General features: G+C 34.8%; 41 protein-coding genes and 1 pseudogene. 19 read left to right on the top strand and 23 right to left on the bottom strand.

What is annotated here, in order from left to right; translation table 11 throughout:
- Positions 1–119 precede the first annotated feature (119 nt).
- Positions 120–359: a hypothetical protein gene (locus Q5Y73_RS03930; protein WP_305990526.1), complete on the top strand. Its 240-nt coding sequence runs from the start codon at positions 120–122 to the stop codon at positions 357–359.
- A 54-nt stretch (positions 360–413) separates the two neighbouring features.
- Here Q5Y73_RS03930 and Q5Y73_RS03925 read toward each other — a convergent pair whose 3' ends face one another.
- The 3 genes from Q5Y73_RS03925 to Q5Y73_RS03915 form a co-directional block, all read right to left on the bottom strand.
- Positions 414–599: a hypothetical protein gene (locus tag Q5Y73_RS03925; RefSeq protein ID WP_305990525.1), complete on the bottom strand. Its 186-nt coding sequence runs from the start codon at positions 597–599 to the stop codon at positions 414–416.
- 221 nt (positions 600–820) lie between these two features.
- Positions 821–1,432: a hypothetical protein gene (locus tag Q5Y73_RS03920; RefSeq protein WP_305990524.1), complete on the bottom strand. Its 612-nt coding sequence runs from the start codon at positions 1,430–1,432 to the stop codon at positions 821–823.
- A 114-nt stretch (positions 1,433–1,546) separates the two neighbouring features.
- Positions 1,547–1,708: a hypothetical protein gene (locus Q5Y73_RS03915; RefSeq protein ID WP_305990523.1), complete on the bottom strand. Its 162-nt coding sequence runs from the start codon at positions 1,706–1,708 to the stop codon at positions 1,547–1,549.
- Positions 1,709–1,855: 147 nt separating this feature from the next.
- On the opposite strand from Q5Y73_RS03915, the gene Q5Y73_RS03910 reads away from it, so the two are divergent.
- From Q5Y73_RS03910 to Q5Y73_RS03895, 4 genes are all read left to right on the top strand, one after another.
- Positions 1,856–2,035 carry a hypothetical protein gene (locus tag Q5Y73_RS03910; RefSeq protein WP_305990522.1) on the top strand — a complete coding sequence of 60 codons (180 nt, stop codon included), beginning with the start codon at positions 1,856–1,858 and terminating at the stop codon, positions 2,033–2,035.
- Positions 2,036–2,080: 45 nt separating this feature from the next.
- Complete coding sequence (locus tag Q5Y73_RS03905; protein WP_305990521.1) at positions 2,081–2,305, top strand: hypothetical protein; 225 nt, start codon at positions 2,081–2,083, stop codon at positions 2,303–2,305.
- 314 nt (positions 2,306–2,619) lie between these two features.
- Positions 2,620–3,102: a hypothetical protein gene (locus Q5Y73_RS03900; protein ID WP_305990520.1), complete on the top strand. Its 483-nt coding sequence runs from the start codon at positions 2,620–2,622 to the stop codon at positions 3,100–3,102.
- A 358-nt stretch (positions 3,103–3,460) separates the two neighbouring features.
- Positions 3,461–3,775 carry a tyrosine-type recombinase/integrase gene (locus tag Q5Y73_RS03895; protein WP_305990519.1) on the top strand — a complete coding sequence of 105 codons (315 nt, stop codon included), beginning with the start codon at positions 3,461–3,463 and terminating at the stop codon, positions 3,773–3,775.
- 437 nt (positions 3,776–4,212) lie between these two features.
- Here the strand turns inward: Q5Y73_RS03895 and Q5Y73_RS03890 are convergent, their stop codons facing one another.
- Together Q5Y73_RS03890 and Q5Y73_RS03885 are read right to left on the bottom strand one after the other, a co-directional pair.
- A complete protein-coding gene (locus Q5Y73_RS03890) occupies positions 4,213–4,518 on the bottom strand; it encodes a zinc-binding metallopeptidase family protein (RefSeq protein WP_305990518.1) in 306 nt (101 codons plus the stop codon).
- Positions 4,519–4,769: 251 nt separating this feature from the next.
- Entirely contained in the window at positions 4,770–5,249 is a 480-nt protein-coding gene (locus Q5Y73_RS03885; protein ID WP_305990517.1) for a hypothetical protein, read from the bottom strand.
- A gap of 150 nt (positions 5,250–5,399) precedes the next feature.
- Here Q5Y73_RS03885 and Q5Y73_RS03880 point away from each other — a divergent pair, with 150 nt between their 5' ends.
- The 5 genes from Q5Y73_RS03880 to Q5Y73_RS03860 all read left to right on the top strand — a co-directional run bounded on the left by Q5Y73_RS03880 (position 5,400) and on the right by Q5Y73_RS03860 (position 7,165).
- Positions 5,400–5,741, top strand: coding sequence for a YolD-like family protein (locus Q5Y73_RS03880; protein ID WP_305990516.1), 342 nt, complete (start codon positions 5,400–5,402; stop codon positions 5,739–5,741).
- A complete protein-coding gene (locus tag Q5Y73_RS03875; RefSeq protein ID WP_305990515.1) occupies positions 5,741–5,974 on the top strand; it encodes a LexA family transcriptional regulator in 234 nt (77 codons plus the stop codon). The genes Q5Y73_RS03880 and Q5Y73_RS03875 overlap by 1 nt, the downstream gene beginning before the upstream one ends.
- 280 nt (positions 5,975–6,254) lie before the next feature.
- Complete coding sequence (locus Q5Y73_RS03870; protein ID WP_305990514.1) at positions 6,255–6,443, top strand: hypothetical protein; 189 nt, start codon at positions 6,255–6,257, stop codon at positions 6,441–6,443.
- A gap of 138 nt (positions 6,444–6,581) precedes the next feature.
- A complete protein-coding gene (locus tag Q5Y73_RS03865) occupies positions 6,582–6,707 on the top strand; it encodes a hypothetical protein (RefSeq protein ID WP_305990513.1) in 126 nt (41 codons plus the stop codon).
- Positions 6,708–6,970: 263 nt separating this feature from the next.
- Positions 6,971–7,165 carry a hypothetical protein gene (locus Q5Y73_RS03860; protein ID WP_305990512.1) on the top strand — a complete coding sequence of 65 codons (195 nt, stop codon included), beginning with the start codon at positions 6,971–6,973 and terminating at the stop codon, positions 7,163–7,165.
- 151 nt (positions 7,166–7,316) lie between these two features.
- Here the strand turns inward: Q5Y73_RS03860 and Q5Y73_RS03855 are convergent, their stop codons facing one another.
- Entirely contained in the window at positions 7,317–7,583 is a 267-nt protein-coding gene (locus Q5Y73_RS03855; RefSeq protein WP_305990511.1) for a group-specific protein, read from the bottom strand.
- Positions 7,584–7,640: 57 nt separating this feature from the next.
- Between Q5Y73_RS03855 and Q5Y73_RS24765 the strand changes: the two are divergent.
- Positions 7,641–7,901 (top strand): annotated as a pseudogene (locus Q5Y73_RS24765) (ParM/StbA family protein); the annotation flags it as partial.
- Here the strand turns inward: Q5Y73_RS24765 and Q5Y73_RS03850 are convergent.
- Complete coding sequence (locus Q5Y73_RS03850; RefSeq protein ID WP_305990510.1) at positions 7,890–8,834, bottom strand: phage portal protein; 945 nt, start codon at positions 8,832–8,834, stop codon at positions 7,890–7,892. The pseudogene Q5Y73_RS24765 and the gene Q5Y73_RS03850 overlap by 12 nt on opposite strands.
- A gap of 183 nt (positions 8,835–9,017) precedes the next feature.
- Here Q5Y73_RS03850 and Q5Y73_RS03845 point away from each other — a divergent pair, with 183 nt between their 5' ends.
- On the top strand, positions 9,018–9,485 hold the full coding sequence (locus tag Q5Y73_RS03845; RefSeq protein ID WP_305990509.1) for a TIR domain-containing protein: 468 nt from the start codon (positions 9,018–9,020) through the stop codon (positions 9,483–9,485).
- 7 nt (positions 9,486–9,492) lie between these two features.
- Here the strand turns inward: Q5Y73_RS03845 and terL are convergent, their stop codons facing one another.
- The 3 genes from terL to Q5Y73_RS03830 form a co-directional block, all read right to left on the bottom strand.
- Positions 9,493–11,253, bottom strand: a complete 1,761-nt coding sequence (gene terL, locus Q5Y73_RS03840; protein ID WP_305990508.1) for a phage terminase large subunit — start codon at positions 11,251–11,253, stop codon at positions 9,493–9,495.
- A gap of 12 nt (positions 11,254–11,265) precedes the next feature.
- Entirely contained in the window at positions 11,266–11,712 is a 447-nt protein-coding gene (locus Q5Y73_RS03835; protein ID WP_305990507.1) for a phBC6A51 family helix-turn-helix protein, read from the bottom strand.
- Positions 11,713–11,812: 100 nt separating this feature from the next.
- Positions 11,813–12,298 (bottom strand): hypothetical protein, encoded by a 486-nt coding sequence (locus Q5Y73_RS03830; RefSeq protein WP_305990506.1) that lies wholly within the window; start codon positions 12,296–12,298, stop codon positions 11,813–11,815.
- Positions 12,299–12,508: 210 nt separating this feature from the next.
- On the opposite strand from Q5Y73_RS03830, the gene Q5Y73_RS03825 reads away from it, so the two are divergent.
- A complete protein-coding gene (locus tag Q5Y73_RS03825) occupies positions 12,509–12,886 on the top strand; it encodes a hypothetical protein (RefSeq protein ID WP_305990505.1) in 378 nt (125 codons plus the stop codon).
- A 272-nt stretch (positions 12,887–13,158) separates the two neighbouring features.
- Positions 13,159–13,629 (top strand): hypothetical protein, encoded by a 471-nt coding sequence (locus Q5Y73_RS03820; protein WP_305990504.1) that lies wholly within the window; start codon positions 13,159–13,161, stop codon positions 13,627–13,629.
- Positions 13,630–14,630: 1,001 nt separating this feature from the next.
- Here the strand turns inward: Q5Y73_RS03820 and Q5Y73_RS03815 are convergent.
- Together Q5Y73_RS03815 and Q5Y73_RS03810 are read right to left on the bottom strand one after the other, a co-directional pair.
- Positions 14,631–14,813, bottom strand: a complete 183-nt coding sequence (locus Q5Y73_RS03815; RefSeq protein ID WP_305990503.1) for a hypothetical protein — start codon at positions 14,811–14,813, stop codon at positions 14,631–14,633.
- Positions 14,814–15,039: 226 nt separating this feature from the next.
- Complete coding sequence (locus Q5Y73_RS03810) at positions 15,040–15,393, bottom strand: hypothetical protein (protein ID WP_305990502.1); 354 nt, start codon at positions 15,391–15,393, stop codon at positions 15,040–15,042.
- Positions 15,394–15,621: 228 nt separating this feature from the next.
- On the opposite strand from Q5Y73_RS03810, the gene Q5Y73_RS03805 reads away from it, so the two are divergent.
- Together Q5Y73_RS03805 and Q5Y73_RS03800 are read left to right on the top strand one after the other, a co-directional pair.
- On the top strand, positions 15,622–16,311 hold the full coding sequence (locus Q5Y73_RS03805) for a DUF4145 domain-containing protein (protein ID WP_305990501.1): 690 nt from the start codon (positions 15,622–15,624) through the stop codon (positions 16,309–16,311).
- 15 nt (positions 16,312–16,326) lie between these two features.
- Positions 16,327–17,331 (top strand): HEPN domain-containing protein, encoded by a 1,005-nt coding sequence (locus tag Q5Y73_RS03800; RefSeq protein WP_305990500.1) that lies wholly within the window; start codon positions 16,327–16,329, stop codon positions 17,329–17,331.
- Positions 17,332–17,350: 19 nt separating this feature from the next.
- Here the strand turns inward: Q5Y73_RS03800 and Q5Y73_RS03795 are convergent, their stop codons facing one another.
- From Q5Y73_RS03795 to Q5Y73_RS03785, 3 genes are all read right to left on the bottom strand, one after another.
- Positions 17,351–17,905 carry a thermonuclease family protein gene (locus Q5Y73_RS03795; protein WP_305990499.1) on the bottom strand — a complete coding sequence of 185 codons (555 nt, stop codon included), beginning with the start codon at positions 17,903–17,905 and terminating at the stop codon, positions 17,351–17,353.
- Between the two features lie 163 nt (positions 17,906–18,068).
- The gene (locus tag Q5Y73_RS03790; RefSeq protein ID WP_305990498.1) at positions 18,069–18,500 is read right to left on the bottom strand and encodes a hypothetical protein; all 432 of its coding nucleotides are present in this window, start codon (positions 18,498–18,500) and stop codon (positions 18,069–18,071) included.
- A gap of 11 nt (positions 18,501–18,511) precedes the next feature.
- Complete coding sequence (locus Q5Y73_RS03785) at positions 18,512–18,730, bottom strand: hypothetical protein (RefSeq protein WP_305990497.1); 219 nt, start codon at positions 18,728–18,730, stop codon at positions 18,512–18,514.
- A 187-nt stretch (positions 18,731–18,917) separates the two neighbouring features.
- On the opposite strand from Q5Y73_RS03785, the gene Q5Y73_RS03780 reads away from it, so the two are divergent.
- Positions 18,918–19,781, top strand: a complete 864-nt coding sequence (locus tag Q5Y73_RS03780; RefSeq protein WP_305990496.1) for a hypothetical protein — start codon at positions 18,918–18,920, stop codon at positions 19,779–19,781.
- Between the two features lie 214 nt (positions 19,782–19,995).
- On the opposite strand, the gene Q5Y73_RS03775 is transcribed toward Q5Y73_RS03780, so the two are convergent.
- From Q5Y73_RS03775 to Q5Y73_RS03765, 3 genes are all read right to left on the bottom strand, one after another.
- A complete protein-coding gene (locus tag Q5Y73_RS03775; RefSeq protein ID WP_305990495.1) occupies positions 19,996–20,454 on the bottom strand; it encodes a hypothetical protein in 459 nt (152 codons plus the stop codon).
- Entirely contained in the window at positions 20,451–20,747 is a 297-nt protein-coding gene (locus Q5Y73_RS03770) for a sigma factor-like helix-turn-helix DNA-binding protein (protein ID WP_305990494.1), read from the bottom strand. Before Q5Y73_RS03770 ends, Q5Y73_RS03775 begins: the two co-directional genes overlap by 4 nt.
- A gap of 128 nt (positions 20,748–20,875) precedes the next feature.
- The gene (locus Q5Y73_RS03765; protein ID WP_305990493.1) at positions 20,876–22,498 is read right to left on the bottom strand and encodes a hypothetical protein; all 1,623 of its coding nucleotides are present in this window, start codon (positions 22,496–22,498) and stop codon (positions 20,876–20,878) included.
- A 216-nt stretch (positions 22,499–22,714) separates the two neighbouring features.
- Between Q5Y73_RS03765 and Q5Y73_RS03760 the strand changes: the two genes are divergently transcribed.
- Positions 22,715–22,987: a hypothetical protein gene (locus Q5Y73_RS03760; RefSeq protein WP_305990492.1), complete on the top strand. Its 273-nt coding sequence runs from the start codon at positions 22,715–22,717 to the stop codon at positions 22,985–22,987.
- 135 nt (positions 22,988–23,122) lie between these two features.
- Complete coding sequence (locus tag Q5Y73_RS03755) at positions 23,123–23,329, top strand: DUF4083 family protein (protein WP_305990491.1); 207 nt, start codon at positions 23,123–23,125, stop codon at positions 23,327–23,329.
- Positions 23,330–23,483: 154 nt separating this feature from the next.
- On the opposite strand, the gene Q5Y73_RS03750 is transcribed toward Q5Y73_RS03755, so the two are convergent.
- From Q5Y73_RS03750 to Q5Y73_RS03730, 5 genes are read right to left on the bottom strand one after another with little or no spacing between them, the layout of a single operon-like run.
- A complete protein-coding gene (locus tag Q5Y73_RS03750) occupies positions 23,484–23,624 on the bottom strand; it encodes a hypothetical protein (protein ID WP_305990490.1) in 141 nt (46 codons plus the stop codon).
- Between the two features lie 11 nt (positions 23,625–23,635).
- Positions 23,636–24,190 carry a deoxynucleotide monophosphate kinase family protein gene (locus Q5Y73_RS03745; RefSeq protein ID WP_305990489.1) on the bottom strand — a complete coding sequence of 185 codons (555 nt, stop codon included), beginning with the start codon at positions 24,188–24,190 and terminating at the stop codon, positions 23,636–23,638.
- Positions 24,191–24,204: 14 nt separating this feature from the next.
- On the bottom strand, positions 24,205–24,888 hold the full coding sequence (locus Q5Y73_RS03740; RefSeq protein ID WP_305990488.1) for a hypothetical protein: 684 nt from the start codon (positions 24,886–24,888) through the stop codon (positions 24,205–24,207).
- Positions 24,881–25,144: a 3D domain-containing protein gene (locus Q5Y73_RS03735; protein ID WP_305990487.1), complete on the bottom strand. Its 264-nt coding sequence runs from the start codon at positions 25,142–25,144 to the stop codon at positions 24,881–24,883. Before Q5Y73_RS03735 ends, Q5Y73_RS03740 begins: the two co-directional genes overlap by 8 nt.
- Positions 25,141–25,383, bottom strand: a complete 243-nt coding sequence (locus Q5Y73_RS03730; protein ID WP_305990486.1) for a hypothetical protein — start codon at positions 25,381–25,383, stop codon at positions 25,141–25,143. The genes Q5Y73_RS03735 and Q5Y73_RS03730 overlap by 4 nt, the downstream gene beginning before the upstream one ends.
- Between the last annotated feature and the right edge of the window lie 206 nt (positions 25,384–25,589).

Raw genomic sequence — 25,589 nt, 5'->3', positions numbered from 1 at the left:
TCCAACTGTATTTTAACAACCCTTGGTTGAATGCTTGTTATTCCATTATACAGTACACACGTCCAGTCAATAAAACAATTTAATTCATACAATATATAAAACTAAAAGGACGTGATTTCATGGGTGTTTTTGATGAAAGTAAGTGTGATTGTTGTGTTTGTCCAATGCAATGTGTTTTGGAGCAGTTGGTGGGGGAAGAAGTAGGAATACTAACTCCAACCTTTGTTGGTGGTACTACTTTAAATCAAGTAGAAGATTTCATTGCTTTCACTGATTTAGGTGGTTTCCAAATTTGTAAAATTAATACAGTTTTAACTAGTTCAACAACACTAAAATATATAACCTATAAAAAAAAGTAAAGGAGAATGTGCTTGCTGTGAAGACTTTTTTGGTATTATGAAATCGGAATTTCTTTACCTAGGTTGAAAGATCTGAGCTTCATTACTTGGTCCCGTAAGATCCAACATAGCCCTATTACAAATACTAACACCTTGATCATCCTGTTGAATTGTTGCGTATCTTCTTCTATCTCCCAATAAAATGATCACTAACAGAATAAACAACACTAATATAATCAACACATCAACAAATGCACCCATATTTTTCACCTCCGTAAGTTTTATACTATATACTATGTCAATAAATTGTATTTGGTATAGGACAAGTGTTCTAAGACAAGTACACATTTTTAGTAGAATCACTGACAAGCCAACCGGCGCACTTATGTTGGTGGTTTTTTATTTGTCTAAAATCAACTGAAATTATTCCATTTTCTATTCCTAGACAAAAATAACCACCTTTGAAGGTGGTTTACACATTATTAATACACAACTTCATATCCTCTAGCATCTTTCATATATAGAGAATCTACTAAACCATCTGGACCTATTCCTATTGAAAATTGAAATATATCTTGCAATTTTTCAGTATCATCTTCTGCTTGATTTAAAACTGATTTAATTTCTTCAAAATATTCATCCATAGACTCGTAATATGCTTCTTTTTCCATGTTAAATAAATAAGTAAGCTCTGTTTCACCTAATTCTATTCCTTCTTTGCTTCCGTATAACTTTTTAATATCTTCTTTATGCAATCCTATTTCAGCACCACGAGTTGTTTTATATATACCTTCAGATCCAACACCTAAATGAATTGAGTATACTTTCTCATCACTATAACCAATGTTTACTTTATGATCATATAGTACTGTTGATTTTCCTTCTTCAAGTACAGCTCCCAAAGTTTTCTCTGCATCATTTCTGTTCATTCCATAACAGATTTCTCCTGAATCTTTTGTATTAATAATACACATATCTTCTAATGAGAATGGATTTGTTTCAACTTTTGATTCTACTTTTGGTTCAATTATAAACTTATTACAACCGACTAAAATCGATAAAGATAGTATTGCTATTACGATTTTAAAATTCATTATAACCCTCCTCAAAAGAAGATTTTAACATAAAATCATTCCTTTGTACTAAAAAGGAGACTCATAATCCCTAGTCTTTATAATCTTGATATTCTTCGTATCTCCATTATCACATTATATATATCCACCCTTAACAAGTCCTTTCAAAGTTGAGCGGACTGTTTTTTCATCTTTTCCTGTTTTGATTTCTAACTCTGGTATGGTTGGCATTCTACGTATAGTAGCTGAGTAATTGTATAGGATTCGTAATACTTTTCTTTGTAAATAAGCAAGCATGAAATCACCTTTATCGGAACATTTGTTCTTATTATATAAGAGGTACAGGGGAATAAGCAAGAGTACAATTTTTGAGAATAGGTACACGTCCAGGCAAAACAATACAAACTGAATACACTAATAAAAAAACTAAAAGGATGTGATCTCATGGGTGTTTTTGATGAGTCGATTTGCGATTGTTGTGTTTGTCCTATGCAGTGTGTGTTAGACAAATTGATAGGGGAGCAGGTATTTGTAAGAAGTCTTCTTGGACCTCCACTTTCTACTACGATTAATGATGTTAGGGATTTTTTGCTTTTTACTACAAACGGTGTTATTCCTATTTGAAATATACCTGGTGTTGAATACTTCAATCCATCTATTGAAATAAAATTGAAAGATATACAAAAAAATAAGGGAGAATGTGCTTGCTGTGAAGATCCTTTAGCTAATCTGTTAAAGTCCAAAGTTGGACAATTCGTTACCATAGAATATATTCAATCTACTCCTCAAACTGGGGGTACGATTACTGGGGTTGGAGAAGGAATCCTCCTATTGGATGAAGCGCCAACAATTTGGGGTGCATATTCCATTTGTAAAATAACTCGAGTAATTTAATAATTATTCTCCCCCACCAGCTTCACCTAAACCAGTGGGGGAATAAACTTACTTCTGCACTGTTTCTTCCTATCACTCCATGATCCACTTGAGGCTAACTCCAAATAAAAAACTTCTCCATTTAATTAGAAGAAGCTTTTTTTCGGTGTCTGCAAAAAAGTACTTAAATATGACTGTGTCCTTATCCTCATTATACAAATATAACTTACAAACTGACAGTGGTATTAGCGGATATTCCTTTATACAGTACACACGTCCAGTCAAAACGTTATTTCTACTCATACAATATTAAAAACTAAAAAGGACGTGATTTCATGGGTGTTTTTGATGAGTCGATTTGCAATTGTTGTGTTTGTCCGATGCAGTGTGTTTTGGAGCAGTTGGTGGGGCAAGAAGTACAAATTATTACACTCATCAGCGCTTCTATGGAACCAGAACCTCTATTTGACGTCAAAAATTTTATTGCATTCTCTGAGATAGGAGAATTTCCAGTTTGTAATATTAATGCTGTTTCATATCCTGCAACATTAACCAATAAGTTAAAATTAAAAAATACTCAAAAAAATACAGGTGAATGTGTCTGCTGTGAAAATTCTATAACGCGGCAACTAAATAAAATGATAGGTCAGGAAGTAGAAATTGAATTTTTATTTCAATTACAACCTATTGTTGTAGGCACGATATTTAAAGTTGGAAAAGGAATTGTTTTGCTTGATCAAGGGGACAGTGATCTTGATTTAGCTATTTCCACATGTGCAATTACAAGAATCATTCCAACTACCTCAACAACAAATTAGCAAACAATTAAGATTCTCAAATTTCCAACCACTCATTCAATCCCACCAACTACCTAAAGCCAGTGGGGAATTTTCTTATTTCACTTTAGAATTATACTCTAATACCGCCTTTTCAATGGTTATTTGAAAACATACCAGATTTAGAATGTCCCCTGGCTGCTGCGATTCCTAATCTGGCATTTCGAACGTCATGGCCCACGTAATCACATAACTCAAAAAACTCACGATGGATTGACGCTATCTCTTCGAGTGGATCATGTTTAATGCCATCTTCCGCGTGTAAGACGATATTATCCTCATTCTCCGAATTATGTTCATCAGATAAATATTCATAAGTAAAATACGCGTTAAATCACAAGTGGGTTCTGACTGGACAGAAAGTGAATTTGACTTTGTTTTTTGCGATCCATATGGACAAGCTCTATATTATACGTCACCTACAATGTGGTGGAATAGATTTATTAAAAGAAACAACCTTCGTAAAATAAGGCTACATGATATTCGACATACGCACGTTACCATGGCGATAAGTGCAAAACACCACGACGCAACAATCACAAAAAGAATGGGATGGTCAACTTCAAGAATGATCGATCGATATGGACATTTAATTAAATCTGCGGATGAAGCTGTCGCAGATACATTCGAACAACTTAGAAAGAAGTCGAAATAGTAGTGAAATAAATCCGTTCCCAATATATGTTCCCAACTATGTTTTTTAACTGAAATTATGTATAACCACAAATTTAACAAAAAAGAAAAATCCCTTGATACACAAAGGATTTCGGCGTTTGATATTGGTGACCTGAACAGGGTTCGAACCTGTGCCCTCCACCCTGTCAAGATGGCAAAGACCAATATATATAAACATATCAAAGACATATATCCTTTAATATCAAGGGTTTTAGAGTTTCGTAATTCCATAGAAAGTGATAGAAAATATAGAAAACTACTGAATTCGTCAACAATTCGTCAACAATTTTGTCAACAGATCTAATATGTCAAAATCCTTATCATACCACACTCTCCAGCTTTAAATTCAACAAAAATTTCGATTGTTTTAATATCGTTTTCACAACTATTTTTACTGTAATTTGGTTTCATTTTATTTCAATCATGCATTATCAACTCTCTAGCCTGTGCTCTTCCTCTTGATGTTCTATAGTCATTAATATATGTCGGCTTCACATTCTGTTTTTTGACCCTGATATTTTCATCATCCACATGAAGGGAACCGCGCAAATATAATTTGAGTGCATCCTCAATGACATCATCATCAGTTATATGATCTACTTCATCCACTTTTGCATTATGGAGAGCTACATAAGCAGTCATTACACTTTCAATGCGTGGGTCTACCCTTCCGCAAATTATAGCTTTGTTTTCCTTATCGAACAACCAGTTTAAAACTCCCATTTAAAAATTCCTCCCTCTATAGTGTGCTGTTTGTGTATATGTGAAATAACCTTTCCGATCATCCCTCGGATATTTATAATTATGCGAGTTCAAAACTAGGAAGTTTAGGGATTAAATTTACAAAAGATGAAATCAAAGCAACAATTGAAAAAGCAGTATTAGAGTATAATTCTAAAGTTAAATAAACACAATCCCCCCTGACTAGGTAGTTGGTGGGGATTTTTAAGTTGTTTATTAATTTATTGGGTGGATTAAGAAGAAACCCTTGTAATTGCACATGTGGAGAATATATTGAATTGAGATCCAAAAGTATCGGGTCCTACAACAATTCCTTTCCCAATGTCTAAGAGTGTGATTGTAACTAGTCCTCCTGATGGTCCAATGGATTCAATTCCAATATTATTCCCAGTTTCGGGCATTAATAAATTTGTCATAGGGACTTCGCAACAAGCACATTCTCCTTTACTTTTCATTATAGGTTTTAAAGCTGATAAAACTCTTGTAATTATTGATTCTAAATTAGGTGCAGCGATACGGGTAACTTGAGAAACTGGAATACTACCAACATTAGAAGTCGATACAATGAATTCACTAACATTAGTAATAATAGGGTTTTGAATTATGCTGTTTGGGGTCAAAATAAAATCGGGCTCCTCTCCAACCAACTGCTCCAAAACACACTGCATCGGACAAACACAACAATTACACTTGCTCTCATCAAATACACCCATGAAATCACGTCCTTTTAGTTTTTTCTACATTGTATGAGAACAATTAGCTTATTGACTGGATGTGTGTACTCTATTCCAAAAATGTACTCTTGCACATCTCCATTTACCTCTTATATAATAAGAACAAATGTTCCATAAGAGGTGAAGCAATTGAAAGAAAACAAACTAACTGAAGGATCAAACATGATGTGGGAGGCAAGTAGGATGATGCTACCCGAACATAAAGAATTAATGAACCACTTTCAAAAGGAAAGACATAGAAAAACTAAACCAGAGTTAGCAGAGGAAGAAATTAATGTTATATCTGAACAACTATCTCAATCCATGATGGAACAAACTGAAATCACATTAGAATTATTTACTGATTTTGGTGAGAATACCTTGAAAACTGGAATAGTAACTAAATTTGATACTCAGCTGAGACAAATAAAGCTCAAGCATGAAGATGATTATGAATGGATTAAGTTTATTGATATAGTGGGGGTTTCGTGATGCTTACAGACCTAGAAAGAAAGGTATTACGAATCCTATACAACTACTCAGCTACTAGAAGAAGAATGCCGACTATCCCTGAGTTAGAAGTCAAAACAGGCAAAGACGAGAAAACAGTCCGCTCAACTTTGAACGGACTTGTTAAAGGTGGCTATATAGAATGTGATAGTGGAGATACACAGAATATCAAGATTATAATGACTAGGGATTATGATTCACCATTTGGAAGATAATTACCACCTTTAATGGATGGTTATTTTTCGTTTAGGAGTAAAATATGCGCTTGTCTTAGAACACCTGTCCTATACCAAATGAAGTCTATTAACATAGTATATAGTATAAAACTTACGGAGGTGAAACAGATGGGCGCAATTGTTAATGTGGTGGTTATATTAGTTTTATTTATCTTATTGGTAATTGTTTTATTGTATAATGATTCGGATTTTATTGATCTTGGTTAAAGAAACTATTTATTAACATAGTATAGATAAAGCTTATGTGGAGGTGAAAGATGTGAGCTCATTTATAGCTGTGGTGTTAGTGTTGTTTATTTTATTAGTCATTGTATTAGTATTATTAACTAAAAGGTGCTACTATGAACTATCCAGTGGATTATTTATGAGAGAACCAGCACAATCTCAGGTTTTTATACAACCTGAAGCCATTGAACGTGAACTAATACGTCAAGAAGAAGTACTATAACTATTTTTGAGGATGAAAGACAAAAAACCACCAACCTAAGTTAGTGGCTTAAATATGCGCTTGTCTTAGATCACTTGTCCTATACCAATAAGAGTCTATTAACATATTATATAGTATGAAAATATGGAGGTGAAAGATATGAGCTCATTTCTAGCAGTGGTGTTAGTGTTGTTTATTTTGTTAGTCATCATATTGTTTGGTAAGAGTACCATTGAACATTCAGACATTATTATTACAGGTCCAGGATTATTAGGATTTGTGTGACAGACCGATTCATTTAGCAAGCCATTACACAAAGTATTAAGCTCTGATTTACTCCATTAGCTGTTAATGGGGTTTTTGTTTTCTCATAAAATAGAAAATGGAATAATTTCAGTTGATTTTGACAAACAAAAAACCACCAACCTAAGTCAGTGGCTTGCCAGTGATTCTACTAAAAATGTGTGCTTGTCTTAGAACACCTGTCCTATACCAAATGGAGTCTATTAACATACTATACAGTATAAGACTATAGGGGGGTGAAAAGAATGAGTGCATTTATAGCAGTGGTGTTAGTGTTGTTTGTTTTGTTGGTGATCGTTTTATTAGGAAGTAGAAAAAATAGATGTTACAGTACGGATAATACTGCTTTTCAAGCTGGATTTGATCAAGCATTCCAACCAAGTTTGCCTAGAGTCGATCAATTTGATTTAAGTTTCCAAATTGGCACACCATTATTTTAAATAACTTAAAAATCACTGACCTCCTAAGTCAGTGATTCCGTCTTATTCCCCAATAAGACTTTATTTGCCCATAAACATACAACTAGTTTTGCCAAACTGGTATGCTGTACTATTCTATCATATCAAACTCCTAATATTTCACAACAAGGTATTATTTCGGTTGTTCCTCTAACCACTCAACTAAGAACTCTCTTGTCTCCCTTGCAGGGAAATACCATTTGTGCCCAATTTTCCTTTTTATGAATCTAGGATCATCAAAGAAAGTGTTTTGAATAGTATTCCAACACATGCAAGTGCGCCGTCTTAATTCAGCAGTATCCCAAAACACATGTTCAGCATCTATTTCTTTAACTTTGTCCTCTAGTTTTTCTATAATGATTTTTCTCACTTCTTTTTCATCGAGTTTCACTTCTACCAATTTTCTTCATTTTAGACTTTGGATAATATCCAGATAACATCCGAAGGAGGGTAATAGATGATTACGGTTGGTGCAGATGTTGGGAAGTACAAAACAAAGATCAAATGGAGAGGAGGCACACAAAGTCATTTATCATGTGTTTCTACATTTAGAGAGTTAAGAGGGGACGTTCCACTTGATGATCAAAATTTAATAGTTGAATACGAAAATCAAAAGTTCTTTGTGGGTGATCTTGCCGAAAGAGAGGGGCAAAACTATCTTAAGTCTCCTGATTGGCACAAATCCAACACAGTAACTTTAATAAATTTATTTGCAGCTGTAAGTAGAATACCAGGTAAAGACTTTAGTATTGTAGTTGGCAATCCATTTGGAATAAATACCCCAAAGAATATAATCAATTTGTACGAGACGGTCATTAATCGCAACTAGCACGGATTCAAGTTTTTCTATACCACTAATCCCTTTCCAATCGTCGTCTACAGTCTTGTAAGGAACGTGATGAACTAACATGTGAGGAACGCCCGTTTCAACAATATCAACATCACGCCCTGTAGAAACTTGATCTTCTATTGAGTAGGTTGATATCTCTATTCCATAAGTGGTATCTACGCCTTTACTAGAGAGCTCGTACCGTTCATAGATAATGTATCCAGGTACATGACGCTCAACATTGAGATAAGGAATTTCCTCTTTGTCATCGTCTACCCACTCAATCGAAGCGATATTAATTGCCTTGAACTTCTTACGAGAGCCGTTTGACAATTCAGGGAATACAATTGAGGCATCAACAGATTCAATGATTGGTTCGGCAATTACTGTAGGTGCTGTGAATCCTTCCGGTATCTCAGATAGGTCTTGTCGTTTAGCATGGTACGTCTTAATCCAAGCATCCCCTCGAATTCCAGCTCCGATAACATTTTCGTGAATCAACTGGTTTAAATCATTCTCTTCAACGATAGAATTTAAACTCCGTTGTTGGACCGTGTCATCAGGAAAACCAGATTCATATGTCGGCGGTTCCCCAACCATTAAATCACTCGGCTTGGTCAATAATACGTCCATCAAGTTTACAGCGATATAAAGCTTTTTAAGGTGGGCAGCATGTGGGGTATCTTTTAAAATTTCCGAAGCACGTTCGTATACTTCTGCTTGTTTTCCATCGAATATTTTACGACCACGTTTATATTTCGCTAGGCGTTCGATAGAGTCAGGTTGTGGGTACTGACCGCCTGTATAAAATAGTTTTGACATTCAATTCCTCCTTTCATTTTTATTTCCTATTAATTCTATTTTTTTGGTAAACTATTAACAAAGATAAAAATAAAAAATGGCAAAATTAGATTAGAAAAAATTATCCAGAATGCTATTTTCGAACTCGAAATTAACAATGATAAATTCCCGACTTTTGAAGATGTAACGGGCCAAACAAGTGATATGCTTTTTCCATCATCAAATAAAATATTCATTGTCCACGGTCATGATGAAGAAATGAAATTAAATGTTGCTAGAACAGTTGAGAGACTTAATTTGGAAGCTATTATACTACATGAATATCCGGATAGAGGACGAACTGTAATTGAAAAACTGATGGATGAGTCAGCAGATGTATCATTTGCCATTATCTTACTCTCTCCTGATGATGTTGGTCGTGCTAAAGATTCACAAGAAGATTCTTATAGAGCTCGTCAAAATGTAGTTCTAGAATTAGGAATGTTTATAGGAAAGTTAGGAAGAGATAGGGTCTTAACACTCCTTAAAGAATCCGACAATTTTGAAAAGCCGTCTGACATTGCGGGAGTAATTTACACAAAATATGATGGTTCTAACGGCTGGATGCAAACCCTAGTTACTGAGCTAAAAGCTTGCGGATTTGATATCGACGCTAACTTACTTTTTAAATAAAAGAAATCTACAACCAACTAGGCTTATTTCTAACTACTTTTTTTGCTTTCGCCACGTTTTCAACCGCACCAGACAACGCATCTAACGAATCTACATAATCACCGTGTGGATACTGCGTCATTTGATCGAGTAAAATCGTATGACTCGCATTAAACACGATCGTTCGATTATGGCACATCGGCTCTAACGATTCAATCCGTTCTTCTTTGGATCTCTTATGTGACTTGGCCTCATTCATTTTTGTCTTATACAGTCCTGCTTTTCGTAGGGCTTCTTTTAGTTGGCGAAAGAACTCGTGTTGAGCATTAATTGTCTCGACGCTGAATACGTTATGTCGCATGATCCGAATCTTCTCAACGATTAAGTCGATATACTTGTGTGGCTGCTCCTTCGATGCATACTCGTCCATCACAAAGATATGTCCCGTCTTCTCATATCGTCCGACCGTGATGACTGCGTTATAACAAGATCTAGCGTTTTTACCCATTGCAATATCCCAAAACCCTGATTTCGTGAGTTTCAGGTCATCTACTGATATTCTCATATCTTCAAATCGAATAAACTTTTGGCCGTTTTCGTATTCATAGCGGAAATATGCGTATGACTCTGGAAAGAAGAATTGCTCATCTTCGCTAAATGCCAAATTCTTAAACTCGGAATTAAAAGCTCGCGTTCCCATGTTCACTTTTTCATGCATGAGATCTCGGTATGTCCATCGCCACGACCACGCTAATACAATGCCTTGTTCCATTTTTTCTTTATTGTTTACGTAAAACTCATTGGCTTCGTCCATGTCGTCAGAACGACTATAAATCTCGCAATACTCTTCCCATAACTTCGGATTATCAGGATCTTTAATAATGGCCCCGTGGAAAGATGATTTAAAATCCTTCCGCTTCAGTACGTGGTTTAATAGTCCTGTTGCGGATACCATCGTACCAACTAATATAATTGCGGTAGATTTCGTACCAATCGGAACCACAACGGAGTTGAACCAATGAATGAGCTTTTCACGAGCCTCTTTCGTACCTTCGTTATGAATCGATGAAGGATCGTCAACGATAACGAGATCTGGTCGTCTTGAGCCATGGCGTTTACCACGTAATTGTTTTCCTGAAGAACTCGCTTCAACTAACGTATTAGATAACGTAATGAACGCTTCTTCGTTATCCTTTTCGTTCATCGTATTCTTTTCGTAAAGTAGTGGCCCGAAATCCTCAATTAACTTCTTGTTAAATTTAAGCTGTTTATTCACCCATCCGATAAGCTTCTTCGCTAGACCATCTGTTTCAGAGATGATTAGAATGTACTTCCTTTTACGATAAACAGTTTGATGTAGTGGATAACTATTTGAAAACATGCCAGATTTAGAATGTCCCCTGGCTGCTGCAATTCCTAATCTAGCATTCCGAACGTCGTGGTCCACATAATCACAGAGATCAAAAAATTCACGGTGGATCGGAGCTATCTCTTCGAGCGGATCGTGTTTTGTGCCATCTTCAGCATGAAGTACGATGTTATCCTCATTATCTGAATTATGTTCGTCAGATAAATACTCATAAGTGAAATAAGCATTATCGACTTCAGCTCGATGGATCCGTTTCAACCGTTTTAACTCTTCCAGATCTGTGTTAAACATTTCGATGTAATATTCCGAAGCTTTTCCGGATTCATGCAACGTCTTTAGCTTTCGCGCTCGTTCTTGAATTAATTTGATGCGCTTGGCGCGTTGTTTTCGATCTAACCATTTGCCATCTACATACGCCAATGACGCACCTCCTTATTCTTTTAACAATTCGTCTATTTCATCGTTTGATTTCGCAATTTCCTCGTTGCTCTGGTTTGCACCGCCGTTATTCGTAATTTGTGTAATCTCCTGCTTTTCAGTTAACAATCCCCAACGTTTAAAGAATAAATCAATTCCTTTGACTGACGGCTGCTCTCCGCTAATTAACTTCATCAATGCACTGTATACTTCAGGCCTTTTAGATTTCAAGAAGTCATCGGAAAGTAGATTCACATATTCGATAAAATCATCGTCTTGGGTACGCCATTCCCAAATCGTTTTACGGTGGAATCCAACTTCTTTCGCAATTTCATCGAATGTCATTCGTTCTTTATATGGAGATATCTCCCGTTCAACGAGTAGTAATGCCGTTTGACACTTTTTTGCGCCGAGTTTCGCCTCTAGCGCTTTTTTCCGCTTTTTTGTTGCTGCTCTTCCCATGTAAACACTCCTTTCGTAATTTAATCCAACAAAAAAAGACGTATCTCTACGTCCTTCCTGTTTGGCGTTTAATCATAAAATTCTATTTTTAAACTGTTATCTAGCATTCAAATACAGTGGCTTTTAGACTTCGGGAGCCTATTGTAATAAATGGAGAGGGATTAGAACTAAAATTTGTACATCTTAATACATAGGTATTGTTTCCTGGATTTGGATTTTCATCGACTAAAGGAAAATTAGGAAAGTTATTATGCCTTCCATCGACTCCAGGTGTGCTGCCTACTGCCAAGTAATCCATTTCATTATTAATGGAAGCAATTGTAGTTCCATTACGTTCTAACTCATATTCTACTACAAAGGTAACATTAACTGGAAATGGTGACAATGTTGCTCGAACAGCAACCTGAACCATGGAGTCTAGCAATACTTGAGTTTTATGCGGTTGTTTAACACACACATCAACAGCAAGAACTTCCTCAGAATCACCAGGAGTAGGAATAGAAATTACATCTGGATCGGTCCGATCATATGGATCATCTACTGAAACACTTTGACCAACAACAAAAGGTGCTTTATTTAACCCCATAAACTAACCTCCCAACTTCTTAGATTAAAATATCATTTCACACTATCTTATGAATAATCTAATGAAATTGCTTGGACTGGTATCTATGGGCTGGAATGGAAAAAAAGAGCGCTGATTTCACGTTTATCTGGCGATTAATCTGTAATTTTTAAATCACATACATTTCATGTGTTATAATCTATTAAAACATTAATCAAGGGTGTGGTTCTGTTGGATTATCAGAATTATCAAAATACCTACTTCAGCAGCGATGTGACTGACATACTTGTAAATGATTATAGCCACTCAAAAGAAGATGCCGATTATTGGGTCGACCACTATGGGAAAATCATAAACACCATGCTTTTTCGAGACAAATTAGAGCCTGATTTTATTGCTAGACATATTCACTATCAAATCGTTAATAAGATTCCTCCCTATGAGTGGATCGAGTATAACAATGTATTGGATTCATTCTTCAAAGAACTAGCTGATCTTAAAAAATTCCCTAATAAGAAACAGCGCCCAACTGAGATATGTCAAGAATGTGGATTATATAAATATCAAAATGAACCTTGCGAACAATGTGCTAAATCAAACGAAAAATAACAACATCCTATCAGACGTCTCAGATTCGATTATAAGACGTTTTTTGTCGTTTTGGTACAAATATTCATTTTAGATAAACAAACGTCAAACAAAGCGTATTTTATACGTTTAAACTTCGTGTTAGTTCGTTTCTATACGTCAACTGGAAACATGAAATATTATTCTCTCTGGATAATAGCGGATTTTTTCTATTGCAGGACAGTAATCTAATCAATACTTTCAAATATCACATATAATATCTCATCTATTCCACCAAAAGGAGTTTGTAAAAGATGAGTATTTTTGATGATAATAAATGTGAATGTTGTGTTTGTCCGATGTTGAACGTTTTAAATCAGTTAATAGGTCAAAATGTTAATATTATTACTCCTGTAGCTGTTTCTCTAACATCGAACCTTATTGAAGTAAAAGACTCCATTGCCTTTACTACAAGAGGAAATTTTCCAGCTTGTAATATTATCGGGGTCTCATACTTTACAGAAAACCTTCCGAATGAGATTAATCTAAGACCGTCAGTCAGAAAAAATGTAGGTGTATGTGCTTGTTGTGAAGATCCAAATACAAACTTATTAAACTCACTTATAGGTCAATCCATAATCCCTGAAATACCTAGTCCTGTAAATTTCACACCTCAATTTGTTATTGAAGTTGGAAATGGGACAGTTAAGCTCGGTCGTCCTGCTACTTCTACTTTTGAAATTATCCTTTCTACTTGCACCATAGTTAGAATTACATTAGCTTAAAAATACCCTCCACCTTGAGTTCAAAAATTAGCGAGCTAATTCTGATCAGCAGTCGCAGTCATATCGACCCTCCCCTTGGGGGTAACGCATTCTTTAGTTAATTAACGCGATGTACATGTGTACAAAACGCAGATTATATACAATAGTCTGAATCGTATAATCCCTTGATGCTATGCGATTTTTAAGTTGTGATAGTTATACAAATACAGCAAAATCGACTATATACACCGTTTATTCATCGTTTATGCAGTTATTATTAGATAGTCATTAACGTCAAATAATGAACCACCCCCTGAGTTTTCGAAGGGCTTCCAGTCAGAGTCATGTCGCAGATGAATTCCAAAAATGCTAGTTACACATTGTTTTACACACTAATCTTTTGTTTATAAAATACCTACATTAAACGCTTGTTTAAAATATATGGTACGCTTTCGAGTAACGATTGCGACAAATCGGAATTCGCGCTGCCTGCGCTTGGCTCGTTGTCCCTTGCTTGTACTTCTTTGAATAATCTTTCTATTATTTTAAAACATCACCGTTGTAGATATATAAAATAATAATAATAATAAAAACATTACCGTATTAACCTTATATAATAACTTCTATACCGTATAAGATATTATAAATAATATATTTAAGTTCTTTACCGTATTAGATATATAAATAAATAATAACTAAATAACTACGCCTTCATGTATTTACTTCCATGATTAATCATCATGTTCTTTCCCCTAAGATCTTTTTTTTCTTTTTTCTTTTACTTCTTGATTTTTCTTCTTTGAATTCTCTTCATGTATTACTCTACTCTCTTTCTTTTTTTATTCTTTTTTAATTAATATATTTAAAAATAAAACTCTATATCTTTTTTATAAATCTTAGTTATAAGTTTTTGTATATAAATCTTTATATGAGCCACTATCCGACCCACCCTGAGTCGGAATGCGACCCACCTCGGTCACTATGCGACTCACCCCAGTCGGATTCCGACCCACCTAATTCGACTAAAATACGATATCCATCCGCTTCTCTTCGACCTCTATTCGATCAGTAGGAACCGCCCCACTTTTAAACGTATCCTCTCGACTAGCATTCGGAAACCTGGCGTAAAACTCCGCCTTATCTTCAATCGGTTTATTCACGACATACACGTTGTTCATGTTTACTGTTCGTCTTTTTTTAATCAATCCGTATTCCTCCAGGTCGTTAATAATCTCTTTCGTACGGGTTTTCCCTCGCCCACATACGAAAGAAATCTGTTGGATCGTAGGATACGAATACCCAAGCTTATCGTTAAACATCGCTAGCAAGAACGAGTACACCGAAGCATGATCGCCTTTGAACTTCGGAAGCTTCGGATATAGTCGCCAAAGTGCGTTCGGAAACTTCGTATAATCTCGACTAATTTTGTCTTTATTTCGATGTTGGCTCATATTTTAAACGCCTCCAGCCGGAGTCAGTACAATTTCTTTCTTGTTGTACCTCCCGTTCCTCACGACGCTTACGTTTTAACTCTTTCATCTTCCAAAACAACATATCCTCTAAGATGCATAACGTAAAGAAGTAGTTGACTCGATTCTCCTTTGCAAATTCCGTCTGTGTGAATTGATACGCCATCTTGTTTAATACAACAACACGTTTTCTCGTATTACAGAATAATCCTACGATATTCCCTTCGTTATCTCTCGTCTGACTAAGAATGTGTTCGGATTTACAGATCTTGCAATAACCTTTTACTTCGTTTGTGTTTTTTACGACGTTTTCCATTTTACCTTCCCCTTTCGGAATTTGAATTTTAATAACACTTACAACGCAAAAAGACGCTTATTCCAATAAAGGAAATAAACGTCATAATTTGTTGAAATTTTACTAGATTTGATTTAATCTAATAGGAACAATAGCCCTTACACTATATAGGGTTGCTAACGAGTAAGAATACAAGTTTAAAATATAAATTTAGTTATAAATAATAATTTGATAAGGAGTTTTGATTTTATGAAAAATATCGATTTTTACGACTTTAACAAAGATGAAGATTCTGCCACTATTAACCACCTTCCGGATACATGTCCTCTTTGTCAAGTTGGTATTGAACCTATTTTTATAGATGCTTACCAGATTTATAATGAATTTTTAATTCATGGATCTCCAATCCAAGTAGTCTTAAAATGTACACAGAACTTGTGCGGGAAAATATTTATAGCTCACTATGGGTTTTGCAATGATGATTTAGGAAATGAACTATGGGAATTGGAAGACATTTACCCCGCTACTACTAAGAAAAAAGTTTTTGAAGAAGAAATTAATGAAGTATCTTCTGAGTTTTCAGATATATTTAATCAAGCATTAGAGGCAGAAAGTCATAATTTAAATCACATTGCTGGTATGGGCTATAGAAAAGCTTTAGAATTTCTCATAAAAGACTATTTGATTAATTTTAAAAATGAGGACAGAGATAAAATAGAAGGAAAATTTCTTGGTAAATGCATTAGTGAGAATATAACTGACCAAAACGTCAAAGAGGTTGCTAAAAGAGGTGTTTGGTTAGGAAATGATGAAACACACTATGTAAGAAAATGGGGAAACAAAGACATTAATGACTTAAAAAGTTTAATTGAAGTTACAATCTACTGGATATCATCTGAGATTAAAACTCAAAACATTTTAAGTGAAATGAACTCATAATTAGGTGGTGCTCACATGAGTATTGATTTACATCTTTTAGTAAATAAAACTATTAAAAAAAACGAAATTGAAAAGGTAGTGTCTTCTTTAGGTTTTAGGAAAGATGAAGAAATTGAAGATACATATTATTGGTTTGATTATGACTACGTATCAACTAGAGGCTGTATGTTTTATTTAGGGTATGATAATATATTGCATATTGATGGAAAAGATAAAGAATTTAAAACAGTTTGTTCTACTAATACAAAGGCAGGACGAAGTCACGGTGACTTTCAAAAACAAATAGATACCATTAAAGAATTAAATAATAAATTTGGTGGAATTGTATATGGCGATGAGGGACATGGTTTTTTTGAAAATGACATTCCAAAGCTTTCTCGAACAGATATAGCCTGTGGTTTTGCCTATCTCAGATTTGAGCGGAATTTAGTAATGGTTAAACAATTAATGGAAGATGTTGATATTAAAAGAGTACATAATTATTTGGACTTAGGAATTCTCCCATATGGTGAAAAGAACTTCTTGACGAATAACCTCTTAGTTCCATACTTTGTTTCCATTATGGAGGATTTTTTAAAGACTTTTATCTATAGATATATAGAAACAAATAAAGAATCTGAAAATTTAATATATAGTAAGAAAGAAACACTTCCATATAACATAGTTAAGGAATTAGTAGAAAAAGAAAAATCAATAATTGATATTGAGATTGAGGAATATTCCTTTCAGAATTTTAAATCTGCAAACAGAGCATTTACCAAGTATATAGGTTTAGACTTGTTTACCCATATATTAAATGAAAAAATTTCAATAGACGGTGAGGAAGAAAAATTAATTTCAATACTGTCTCAATTAATTAAGGAACGTCATGAGCTGATTCATGAAGCAAAGCTCAATTATAACTTGGATAAAAAGTTAATAAAAAGCTATTATAATAGTTTAGAATTACTAGGAAAAACATTTGTAAGAGTTTTTAAAGAAAAAAGAAGTATTAGAATTAATTTAGAAGAGGAATTGTAATTGAAATAATTCTTTGATATCAACGACTCGAAGCCCTAAATCCGGCTTCAACCGCCTCTTCCTCAGTACAGAACATTACCTCCGCAATCGTTGCGTCATAATACTTACCATCTCTTACGTGGAATATCTTTTCACCTTTGGAATTGATATTCCCTTTGATTTGAGGATTAGAACACGTCTCATCTATGATAACACCGGAGCTCTCAATCACTTTCACCGTTCTCTCCCACATCCCAACACCAAATCCTTTCGCACGTTCTTCAATTTCTCTAAACTCATCCACGTACCTCGTATTCGGTTCGATTACATACGCCACTTCCGCTAGTCCTCGCTCTAACAACATCTCGTTAAACATTTCGTCCTCGATCCAGAGATATACAAGTAATCTATCGTATTTATCCCGCTCTGATTCGTCTAATTCTAGTCTAACTTTCTTCCCTTCCAACGTTTCTTTAGCGAACTCACTTGCTTCAGGTCCGAAAGCCTCCACCTCTTGATTAGGATGGACTGTTTCAGGCGTATCCACCATTAAGAGACGGACCGTATCTTCATCTCCATATATTTCGACCTTCATCGTGTCTCCGTCAACGACTCGCGTGACCGTTGCATCTAAGGATATTATCTGTTCGGTTTCGGTTGTGACGTTGCCAGTCGTCGTACACCCTGTCAATAGAATAAATATAATCAGTATGCCCGTAATAATCTTGTTGAAATCCATGCTATGTTTCCTCAATTCATTAGTAGTGTTTAGTTTGGTTAAATAACAAACTTTCATTTCTTAGTTCTTTAATTTCATCTCGTTTATTTATCATCTGTATAAAATCTTCTTTTTCTTTAATTACAATATCTATGACTTCTTTATGCTTAACGTTTCTTTTTAAATTTCTATAATAAATGCTAGTATAACAAAAGAAGAAAAATATGATTATATATATAGTAAAAATCCAAGGATCGTTATCATTAGTAATCTTCACAATTTCGTTTACAAAAACAAACAAATTAGAAAATACAAAAATAATAACTACAATATTGAAGTTATAGTATTTCAGTTTTGTTAATTCTGCCTCTTTTACTACTCTTAATTTATATAAATCATCTAAATTAATTTCTTTATAATATTTTATTATATTTTCTACATCCACTTTTGCGCTTTTATCAGATTTCTTCATTTAAATACCACCTAATAAGCCCACATACTTGAAGCTACGTAAACTGATATGATCCCCACCATTGCAACAATAAACATACTCAACCCCCTACTTATATCACGCATAATTCCTCTAGGCATAAAACTGAGCATAATTAAACATATAATTGCTGTAATTATCATGGAAATGATCATGATTACAATTGGTCCCGCATATTCCCAAAACATACCTAAGTTAATATCTATGTCCATTATTTATCTCTCCTTTTACGTAAATATTTTCGACAAAAAGAGAGATTTTTCCTTTTTAATATTCCTTCTGATTACAAAAGAAGGAAAAAAGAAATAGTTAATCGAAATATATATTTACGTTGATCTATCTTATATGACTCTAGGTACAGTTTAAATATTATTTAATAAAATATGCGAAGGTGATAATTTGCTATCAAAAGGAGAAATAGATTTAATCGTATATGGATTCATAGGAGTTTCAAGTGGATATTTAGGAGACTTCTCATATGAAACACATATTAAATTTTATCCTGAATATTGTAATTTGAACATCGACCCTTCTATATATGAAGGATCTACCAAAAAGAGGTTTATCCATATATTAGAAAGTTCAGACTCTAACACCCAATCAAAAATTTTAAAGGGAGTATTAGATAAATTTCCTATAATACCTATATCTAAACATTGGTCTGTTAGTGAAAAAAGAACTGAACAAAGAAATCAATTAAGACCTGAAATAGAAAAGATTATTAGCAGGCTTAATTCCAACCCAAATCCTCCAGTTAGAAATTCTTATTTTGATATTCTAACAATTATAAATGATATGGGAAAAGAATTTGAAAGAAAGCCATCTTTATATTCCAATAAAGGTGAAGAGGATTTAAGGGATCACTTTTTAATGTTACTAGAACCTTACTTTGAAGGAAGTGCCACAGGAGAAACATTTAATAAGAGTGGAAAGACTGATATTTTATTGCGACATGAGGGCAATAATATATTTATTGGGGAATGTAAATTTTGGACAGGTAAAAAAGGATTTCATGATACAATTGATCAACTGTTAGGCTATCTTACATGGAGAGATTCAAAAACTGCAGTAATAATGTTTGTACCTAATAAAGATTTTAGTAGTGTTATAGAAACAGCCAAAACTGCAATTGCCAATCATCAGAATTATGTGATGTTTAATGATGATTCAGATGACTCTTGGCACAATTACACTTTTCACTTAAACGACGATAAAAACAAAGAAATAAAATTGGCCTTAATGCTATACCACATACCTAAATAAGTTCAAATATTTAAGCTAAATATAGTAAAACTATTCACTTCAAATCGTATTAAATGTATAATTCGTACTATATTATATATAATAATAGAGAAAGAGGAACACCGACAATCAATTGACATTCCTCATTCTCGAATAAAAAAATAATGTCGTTTGTGTTTAAGATAAGTCTTTATCATTGTAGTTTTCTGCTTTTATAAGGACTTTCTTATTCCCTTTAAACCACATAACTAACCACCGGACCATTTCTACTATCCCTGCGATACCTCTCTTGCCTCTCCTTATTACTCGCTATAGCCTTCTTATCGACAAACCGGTTCTCGTATTCCGTCCTTTTCCTACGCTTGGGTATTCCGTAATCCCTGCCGTCAGCACTCGCCTCATATTCGATTCCCTTATTCGGTATCTCCCTTTTCTCACGGGTTTCCATTTGCCACTCTGACATAAACGGATATTCCGTATTTGTAATTTTATCTGGATCAGGATCGGTCAATTCCTCTTTCAATATATAATCTGCCAACCGTTCTAGTTGTACTGAATCCGGAGGCTCACCGATGGAATCAATATATGCGTCCGTAATCGCCTCTACCGCCTTCATCCGCTCATTCCTATCAACAATGTCTCTAGCAATCAACTCGTTAACCTCTTGCTCAAATTCGGCTTTATAATCTCTCATTTACCGACCTCCGATCCGTCTATCTCGTTCCATTTTTTATATACCCCTGCAATCCGATTACACGCTCCATTTATAAACTGTTCAACCGCCTGTTGTGTCACATCCATTTTCACCGCAGCTTCCTTCTGCTTCATTTGATATACGTAAACCAACCGCAGTGCCTCCGCCTGCCTTCTCGTTAACATCGCCAATTGAACCGCAGTTTGTAAATCCATCAACATATCACTTGCAGCCATATCGCCTTTATAACGACGCTCTGCGATATGATGATGGTCCTGTAATAGCTTCTTCACGCCCTTTGCGGTAGTTAGTGTATATTTTTCGTTATACTTACGTTCTTTTTCGTGGATATCGACTTTAACAGCTCCTATAAGCCAACCCCTCCTAATTTTGAAAACTCGCTGCCTGTCCGAGTTCTCTATTAAGCATGTTTTATATAATCTTTTGTTAGCCAATCAAAGCATTCTAATCTTGCTATATAGTCATGTTTCTCTGTAAACCTACCGTCCTTTCTTTTATTCAACTCATTTATATATCGATCATAATTTTCAAAATTAGTTGATTTGAAAAGTATTTTGTTATTCGTCCATCGTGCCAGGTGTTTCATTCTCCAATCTTGAGACTCTCCATTAAACTTAGTTCCCTCACTGCCATCAACGTTTCTGAATAACATGACGTATGGATCAATTCTTAATTCCTTTAATGTAAGCACTCGTTGATAATCTTCTTCAAATGTTGTATCAAATCCAGATAAGCAATAAACAGCAAAATTAGAGTAACTTAACCCATACTCCTCAACCAATTTTGTTAACCCTTTAATAATTAAACGTCCAACGCTTAGAAAATCCCAAGAGAAATGAAGTTGTCGATATGTCCCTGTAAAGTTTATGAAATACAACTTACTAAGCCTCTCACAAATCTCATCCCCGCTAGGAAAGCGGACCCCATTCTTATCGACCCTTGCTTTGGAAGTTAAAAGTCTTGCATCCATTCCTTGGTTCATATTCACAGCAATATTATTAACAATCATAAAGTCCATTTTCTCAATACAAGTCGGGTCAGCAGGAAAATTATTATCTGATATGGTTAAAAAAGAAGAAACCCTTTTTATTTTCTTTTTGCTATTCCAGAATAAATGAGGACGCATTTTTAAGCGGTTCGCCTTGTATAACTGAACTATCTCATCCATTGTTGGATTTAGCCCTTTAGGAAGGATCCAATTTATCACCCCTAATAATCCATAATGTTGAGTTTTCAAATTCCCTTGAATTACTGGTACAACACAAAAAGTACATTTTCTTGGACATCCTTTTGAAGAATAACCATTACCTCTTGTCGATCCTCGGTATGTTTTTCCATCTTCAAAGCCATTTTGGGATAATAAATTATCAAATAGATGAACTATATTTTCATTAGTATTACTGGAATGCTCAACCTCTCCCCATGTCCCATCGATTGGACTAATTCCATAAGTCTCGGCTACTTGATTGAATTTTTTAGGGGTTTTAAAACTATCAACGTCGTTCCAAAATTCAATATTCCAGTCTGCATGTTCGCTTTCATATAAGGAGTGGTCAGGGTACATGTTCTCAATTAATGTGTGAAGTTGCGTAATTCTTTTTGGGCGAGAACGCTTATCTCCTTTGTTCATATAGAAATAATCATCTACACCTGTTCCTCCGATTATTACATCTGGCAATAGCTCAACTAATAGATTTGCTACGGACCTTGACCTGGTAAATATAAAACTTGCATACACCCTGTCATAATTTTTTAACTCCCTTATCTCTAATATTGAGTCGGGATGCAGGCCAAGAATCCCCCTTTTTCTCTGATGTCTCAATTTAATAAGCCTTACTTCACCAACTCCATTTCTTTTTTCCCATGCGCTTATTTTTTGCAACGCTAAATTGGGAAAATTCGGACTGCCATCACCATCTATTAAAGCTACTTTATCAGGCGGTTTGTAATTGACTTTTAAAGGATCAAACACTATTTCAAAGTGATCAGTTCCACTTATTTTAACCACCGACTCAAATGACAACGTACTCCCCCTCTCCATATAAATCTCCTTTTATTATCGTTGTCTATTCGTTTCATTTACGTTAAACTAAGTTATAATCGTTTTACTGAGGTGAATTTATTGACTACTAAAAAACCCGATCTAGACGTATTTTCTAACCGCGACTCGCGCGGATCTCAAATATTCCTAACTACGGATAAATATTACCGTTTACGTATGTCTGCCGGACTTGTCCAAATGTTCGGCTGCTCTGATTCATCTATCAAACTATTTGTTGCGTATGATAAAGCGAACAACCGAATCGCACTTGGAAAGCCCGGAATTGTTAAACCTACAGACGCTAATCCTGTTAATTTTGATGCTGGACGTCATTACGCTGCCCTTCGACAGTTTTACGATAAACACAATCTACCAAACGAACCGAATCGCTATGTTTACGATGGTGATTATCAAGGTTGGCACATGTTTAAACATGAAGGATTCGATGCGACCGATGGACGTGGAAGTTAACGCGTAATTGCCTGTTTTACGCGTCTAAATCTTTCAGATAAAATCAGGATTTTATCTAATAATTATATTCTCTCCCTTTATTAAAATTGAAAATATGTTATTATATTCCTAGTCAAAGTGAAAAGGAGTTTAAATATGTTAAACACTGCAGTAACAGTAGATGGATCTACAGCATTTATACAAATATTATTTTTCTTACTAATCATTCTATTTATAGTTTCTTTTGTTCTTTTTATACGAAGATTGATTGTTAATTCAACTGCAAATGTAATACACAACGCTCAAATTAATAAGAAACTTGACAGAGTCATTGAATTACTCGAAAAAAAAGATGATAACTAACTAGCTTATAAAGTCTTTTATAGGCTTTTTTATTTGTCTTTTTCATTCAATAAAACCTCTGTTTTATTCAATTGATCCAAATAATCTTTTAAGTAAACTATCTTTTTTATCTTCTTTTCCCTCTAAGCTAATCTCTTTCAATGCATCATCAAGTTTATCTTTTCAATTTTTCCAATAAAAGATTATTAGCTGAACCTTGAGGTTGATCTTGAACATATTTTAACTCTCCTAACATCATTCCAACCCAAGGCATTATGTTCTGCTGTTCTTTGGTTAAAGCTACTGGATAAATCACTAATCCTTCATTTACTCACTCTCACCTGTCATAATCCTATCAATCTGTTTCCGTAAACTATCAATTGAACCCGTATTATACACATCACAATCGACTGCAAACGTATCAACGTACTTTTCCGTATCGTGATTGAGGATTTCCCTGAGTTTTTCATCGCCAACTTCCATATCGCCAGCCTCTTTCATCCGTTTGATGCGAAGCTCTTCCGGAGCATTCACGCGTATGATCGTATATCCCCGGTCCTTCAACGCATTGAATTCGTTCCGCATCCTTAGATCTGTGATAATGACATGATCAAATGGTATATAAGGTCGTAATCGATCAATATTATCGAAGCACATTCGAATCCAAATGTTAGGATCACGCTCTCTCATGGCTTGTCCGAACCACTGATATAAGTCGTGGTCCTTTTCCGTAGGCTCTCCAAATAATTCATGTGCGTAGTACTTCATCAACTCCGCGAAGGCAAACGTTCCTCCTCCGTATCTGTGGGAGATGTAAGATGCGACCGTATCTTTGCCGGATCGTTTTCGTCCCGTGATTGCGATTTTCTTTCCTATTTTCAATTTAACTTACCTCCTTATTCAGACTCTTCGAATTCAAAAGCATCTAATAGTTTTGGTAATTGATTGAAAGAACCGATTGTTATTTCATTATTTTCAACGTTCCTTGCAGTAATATAAGTCGCATAAGTTCCTCTATTTCTCCCAGCTCTTTCAACAGGAACAGATAATTCGATCTTACTTCCTACTCTAAGATTTCCAAACATCTCCGCCTTGGTTTTACGATTGATTTTCGTTACTGTAAGGACACGACTTTGCAACACAATATAATCCTTGTTTTCCATATGCATAGCCTCCAATCTAATCGTTAAATTTTTGTTCCAATATTCAAATAGTGTTTCAGGAACTTCAAATTTCAACGCTCTTCTTAGTGCTATAACTTTCCCTATATCTTCATCGAACACATCATTAGGAGAACATTTTGCAACACTTCGATTTTCAACCTTACGATTATATATCCTTAATGCGACTACCGTTCTTTTTTCACGATTAATAATAAATTTGAAACGATTTGGTATGAGAACCTGACCCAACAGTAGGTCTAATTCACCTTTTGCCATGTACTTAGCTTCATAAAATTCCTTATAACGTCGTAAATCATCTAACTTTTTCCTATAAGATAATAACTCCAATCCGATCTGTGCTAATTGATCTAACATTCCCTCGTTCTTAGAAACTTTAATTTCACCTAATCTACTCAATAATCTCGACCTCCAATTCTCGTCTACCAAATTTTAAAGCATCATCTAAATCCGCCATATACACGTCTAGCTTTCCGTCTGAAATCGCACCTCCACGATCTAAACACGTAAAGGTATCGTCAAAATACGGTATATACACTTGTGTACTGAAACCCATTGACGGAGGGCAGGCGATGGTTTCGCCTTCCTCCACATATTTACCACTTGCCGTGATTCCGTATTCAGGGTGATCCGGAGCCTGTTGACTCCGGATCACCCTGAATACGCGGTGACTTCGTAGATTTCATAGTTGTATTTGATACCTAGTTCTTCATCATCCTTATCTGATTGCTGCTCTAATAACGGAGGTACATTTCTTTCCTGGATCATAAATATAGACACATATTCAATACTTAATTCTGCCTTTACATCAGTTCTTAAATTACCTAAACAGAATCCTAAAACAAAAGTTATTAGTATGACAGTATAAATGATCAACCAATCTTTTTCTCTCAACTAATCAACCACCTCGTTTATATAGCCGTCTTAACTTAATCTTTAGTCCTTTTCTATTTTTAAACATCGCAATTCCCTTTCTTAAACCAAAATCAATCAAAAACACTACAACCCCTATTACAAAAAATACACTTATCAACAATCCCATAAAAATATAGAAAAGGATATAAATTAAAACATATATAATCATGCATATAGCTATTAAT

Origin of the sequence: Chengkuizengella axinellae (genome assembly GCF_030730905.1) — a bacterium.
GTDB lineage: Bacteria > Bacillota > Bacilli > Paenibacillales > KCTC-33759 > Chengkuizengella > Chengkuizengella axinellae.
This window is presented reverse-complemented; position numbering and strand designations above follow the sequence as displayed.

Coding starts and splice junctions, on each gene's coding strand:
- Q5Y73_RS03930 (WP_305990526.1), top strand. CDS start 120: ATGGGTGTTTTTGATGAAAGTAAGTGTGATTGTTGTGTTTGTCCAATG.
- Q5Y73_RS03925 (WP_305990525.1), bottom strand. CDS start 599: ATGGGTGCATTTGTTGATGTGTTGATTATATTAGTGTTGTTTATTCTG.
- Q5Y73_RS03920 (WP_305990524.1), bottom strand. CDS start 1,432: ATGAATTTTAAAATCGTAATAGCAATACTATCTTTATCGATTTTAGTC.
- Q5Y73_RS03915 (WP_305990523.1), bottom strand. CDS start 1,708: ATGCTTGCTTATTTACAAAGAAAAGTATTACGAATCCTATACAATTAC.
- Q5Y73_RS03910 (WP_305990522.1), top strand. CDS start 1,856: ATGGGTGTTTTTGATGAGTCGATTTGCGATTGTTGTGTTTGTCCTATG.
- Q5Y73_RS03900 (WP_305990520.1), top strand. CDS start 2,620: ATGGGTGTTTTTGATGAGTCGATTTGCAATTGTTGTGTTTGTCCGATG.
- Q5Y73_RS03890 (WP_305990518.1), bottom strand. CDS start 4,518: ATGGGAGTTTTAAACTGGTTGTTCGATAAGGAAAACAAAGCTATAATT.
- Q5Y73_RS03885 (WP_305990517.1), bottom strand. CDS start 5,249: ATGGGTGTATTTGATGAGAGCAAGTGTAATTGTTGTGTTTGTCCGATG.
- Q5Y73_RS03875 (WP_305990515.1), top strand. CDS start 5,741: ATGCTTACAGACCTAGAAAGAAAGGTATTACGAATCCTATACAACTAC.
- Q5Y73_RS03865 (WP_305990513.1), top strand. CDS start 6,582: ATGAGCTCATTTCTAGCAGTGGTGTTAGTGTTGTTTATTTTGTTAGTC.
- Q5Y73_RS03860 (WP_305990512.1), top strand. CDS start 6,971: ATGAGTGCATTTATAGCAGTGGTGTTAGTGTTGTTTGTTTTGTTGGTG.
- Q5Y73_RS03850 (WP_305990510.1), bottom strand. CDS start 8,834: ATGTCAAAACTATTTTATACAGGCGGTCAGTACCCACAACCTGACTCT.
- Q5Y73_RS03845 (WP_305990509.1), top strand. CDS start 9,018: ATGCTTTTTCCATCATCAAATAAAATATTCATTGTCCACGGTCATGAT.
- Q5Y73_RS03835 (WP_305990507.1), bottom strand. CDS start 11,712: ATGGGAAGAGCAGCAACAAAAAAGCGGAAAAAAGCGCTAGAGGCGAAA.
- Q5Y73_RS03830 (WP_305990506.1), bottom strand. CDS start 12,298: ATGGGGTTAAATAAAGCACCTTTTGTTGTTGGTCAAAGTGTTTCAGTA.
- Q5Y73_RS03820 (WP_305990504.1), top strand. CDS start 13,159: ATGAGTATTTTTGATGATAATAAATGTGAATGTTGTGTTTGTCCGATG.
- Q5Y73_RS03810 (WP_305990502.1), bottom strand. CDS start 15,393: ATGGAAAACGTCGTAAAAAACACAAACGAAGTAAAAGGTTATTGCAAG.
- Q5Y73_RS03805 (WP_305990501.1), top strand. CDS start 15,622: ATGAAAAATATCGATTTTTACGACTTTAACAAAGATGAAGATTCTGCC.
- Q5Y73_RS03800 (WP_305990500.1), top strand. CDS start 16,327: ATGAGTATTGATTTACATCTTTTAGTAAATAAAACTATTAAAAAAAAC.
- Q5Y73_RS03795 (WP_305990499.1), bottom strand. CDS start 17,905: ATGAAGGTCGAAATATATGGAGATGAAGATACGGTCCGTCTCTTAATG.
- Q5Y73_RS03790 (WP_305990498.1), bottom strand. CDS start 18,500: ATGAAGAAATCTGATAAAAGCGCAAAAGTGGATGTAGAAAATATAATA.
- Q5Y73_RS03785 (WP_305990497.1), bottom strand. CDS start 18,730: ATGGACATAGATATTAACTTAGGTATGTTTTGGGAATATGCGGGACCA.
- Q5Y73_RS03775 (WP_305990495.1), bottom strand. CDS start 20,454: ATGAGAGATTATAAAGCCGAATTTGAGCAAGAGGTTAACGAGTTGATT.
- Q5Y73_RS03760 (WP_305990492.1), top strand. CDS start 22,715: ATGTTCGGCTGCTCTGATTCATCTATCAAACTATTTGTTGCGTATGAT.
- Q5Y73_RS03755 (WP_305990491.1), top strand. CDS start 23,123: ATGTTAAACACTGCAGTAACAGTAGATGGATCTACAGCATTTATACAA.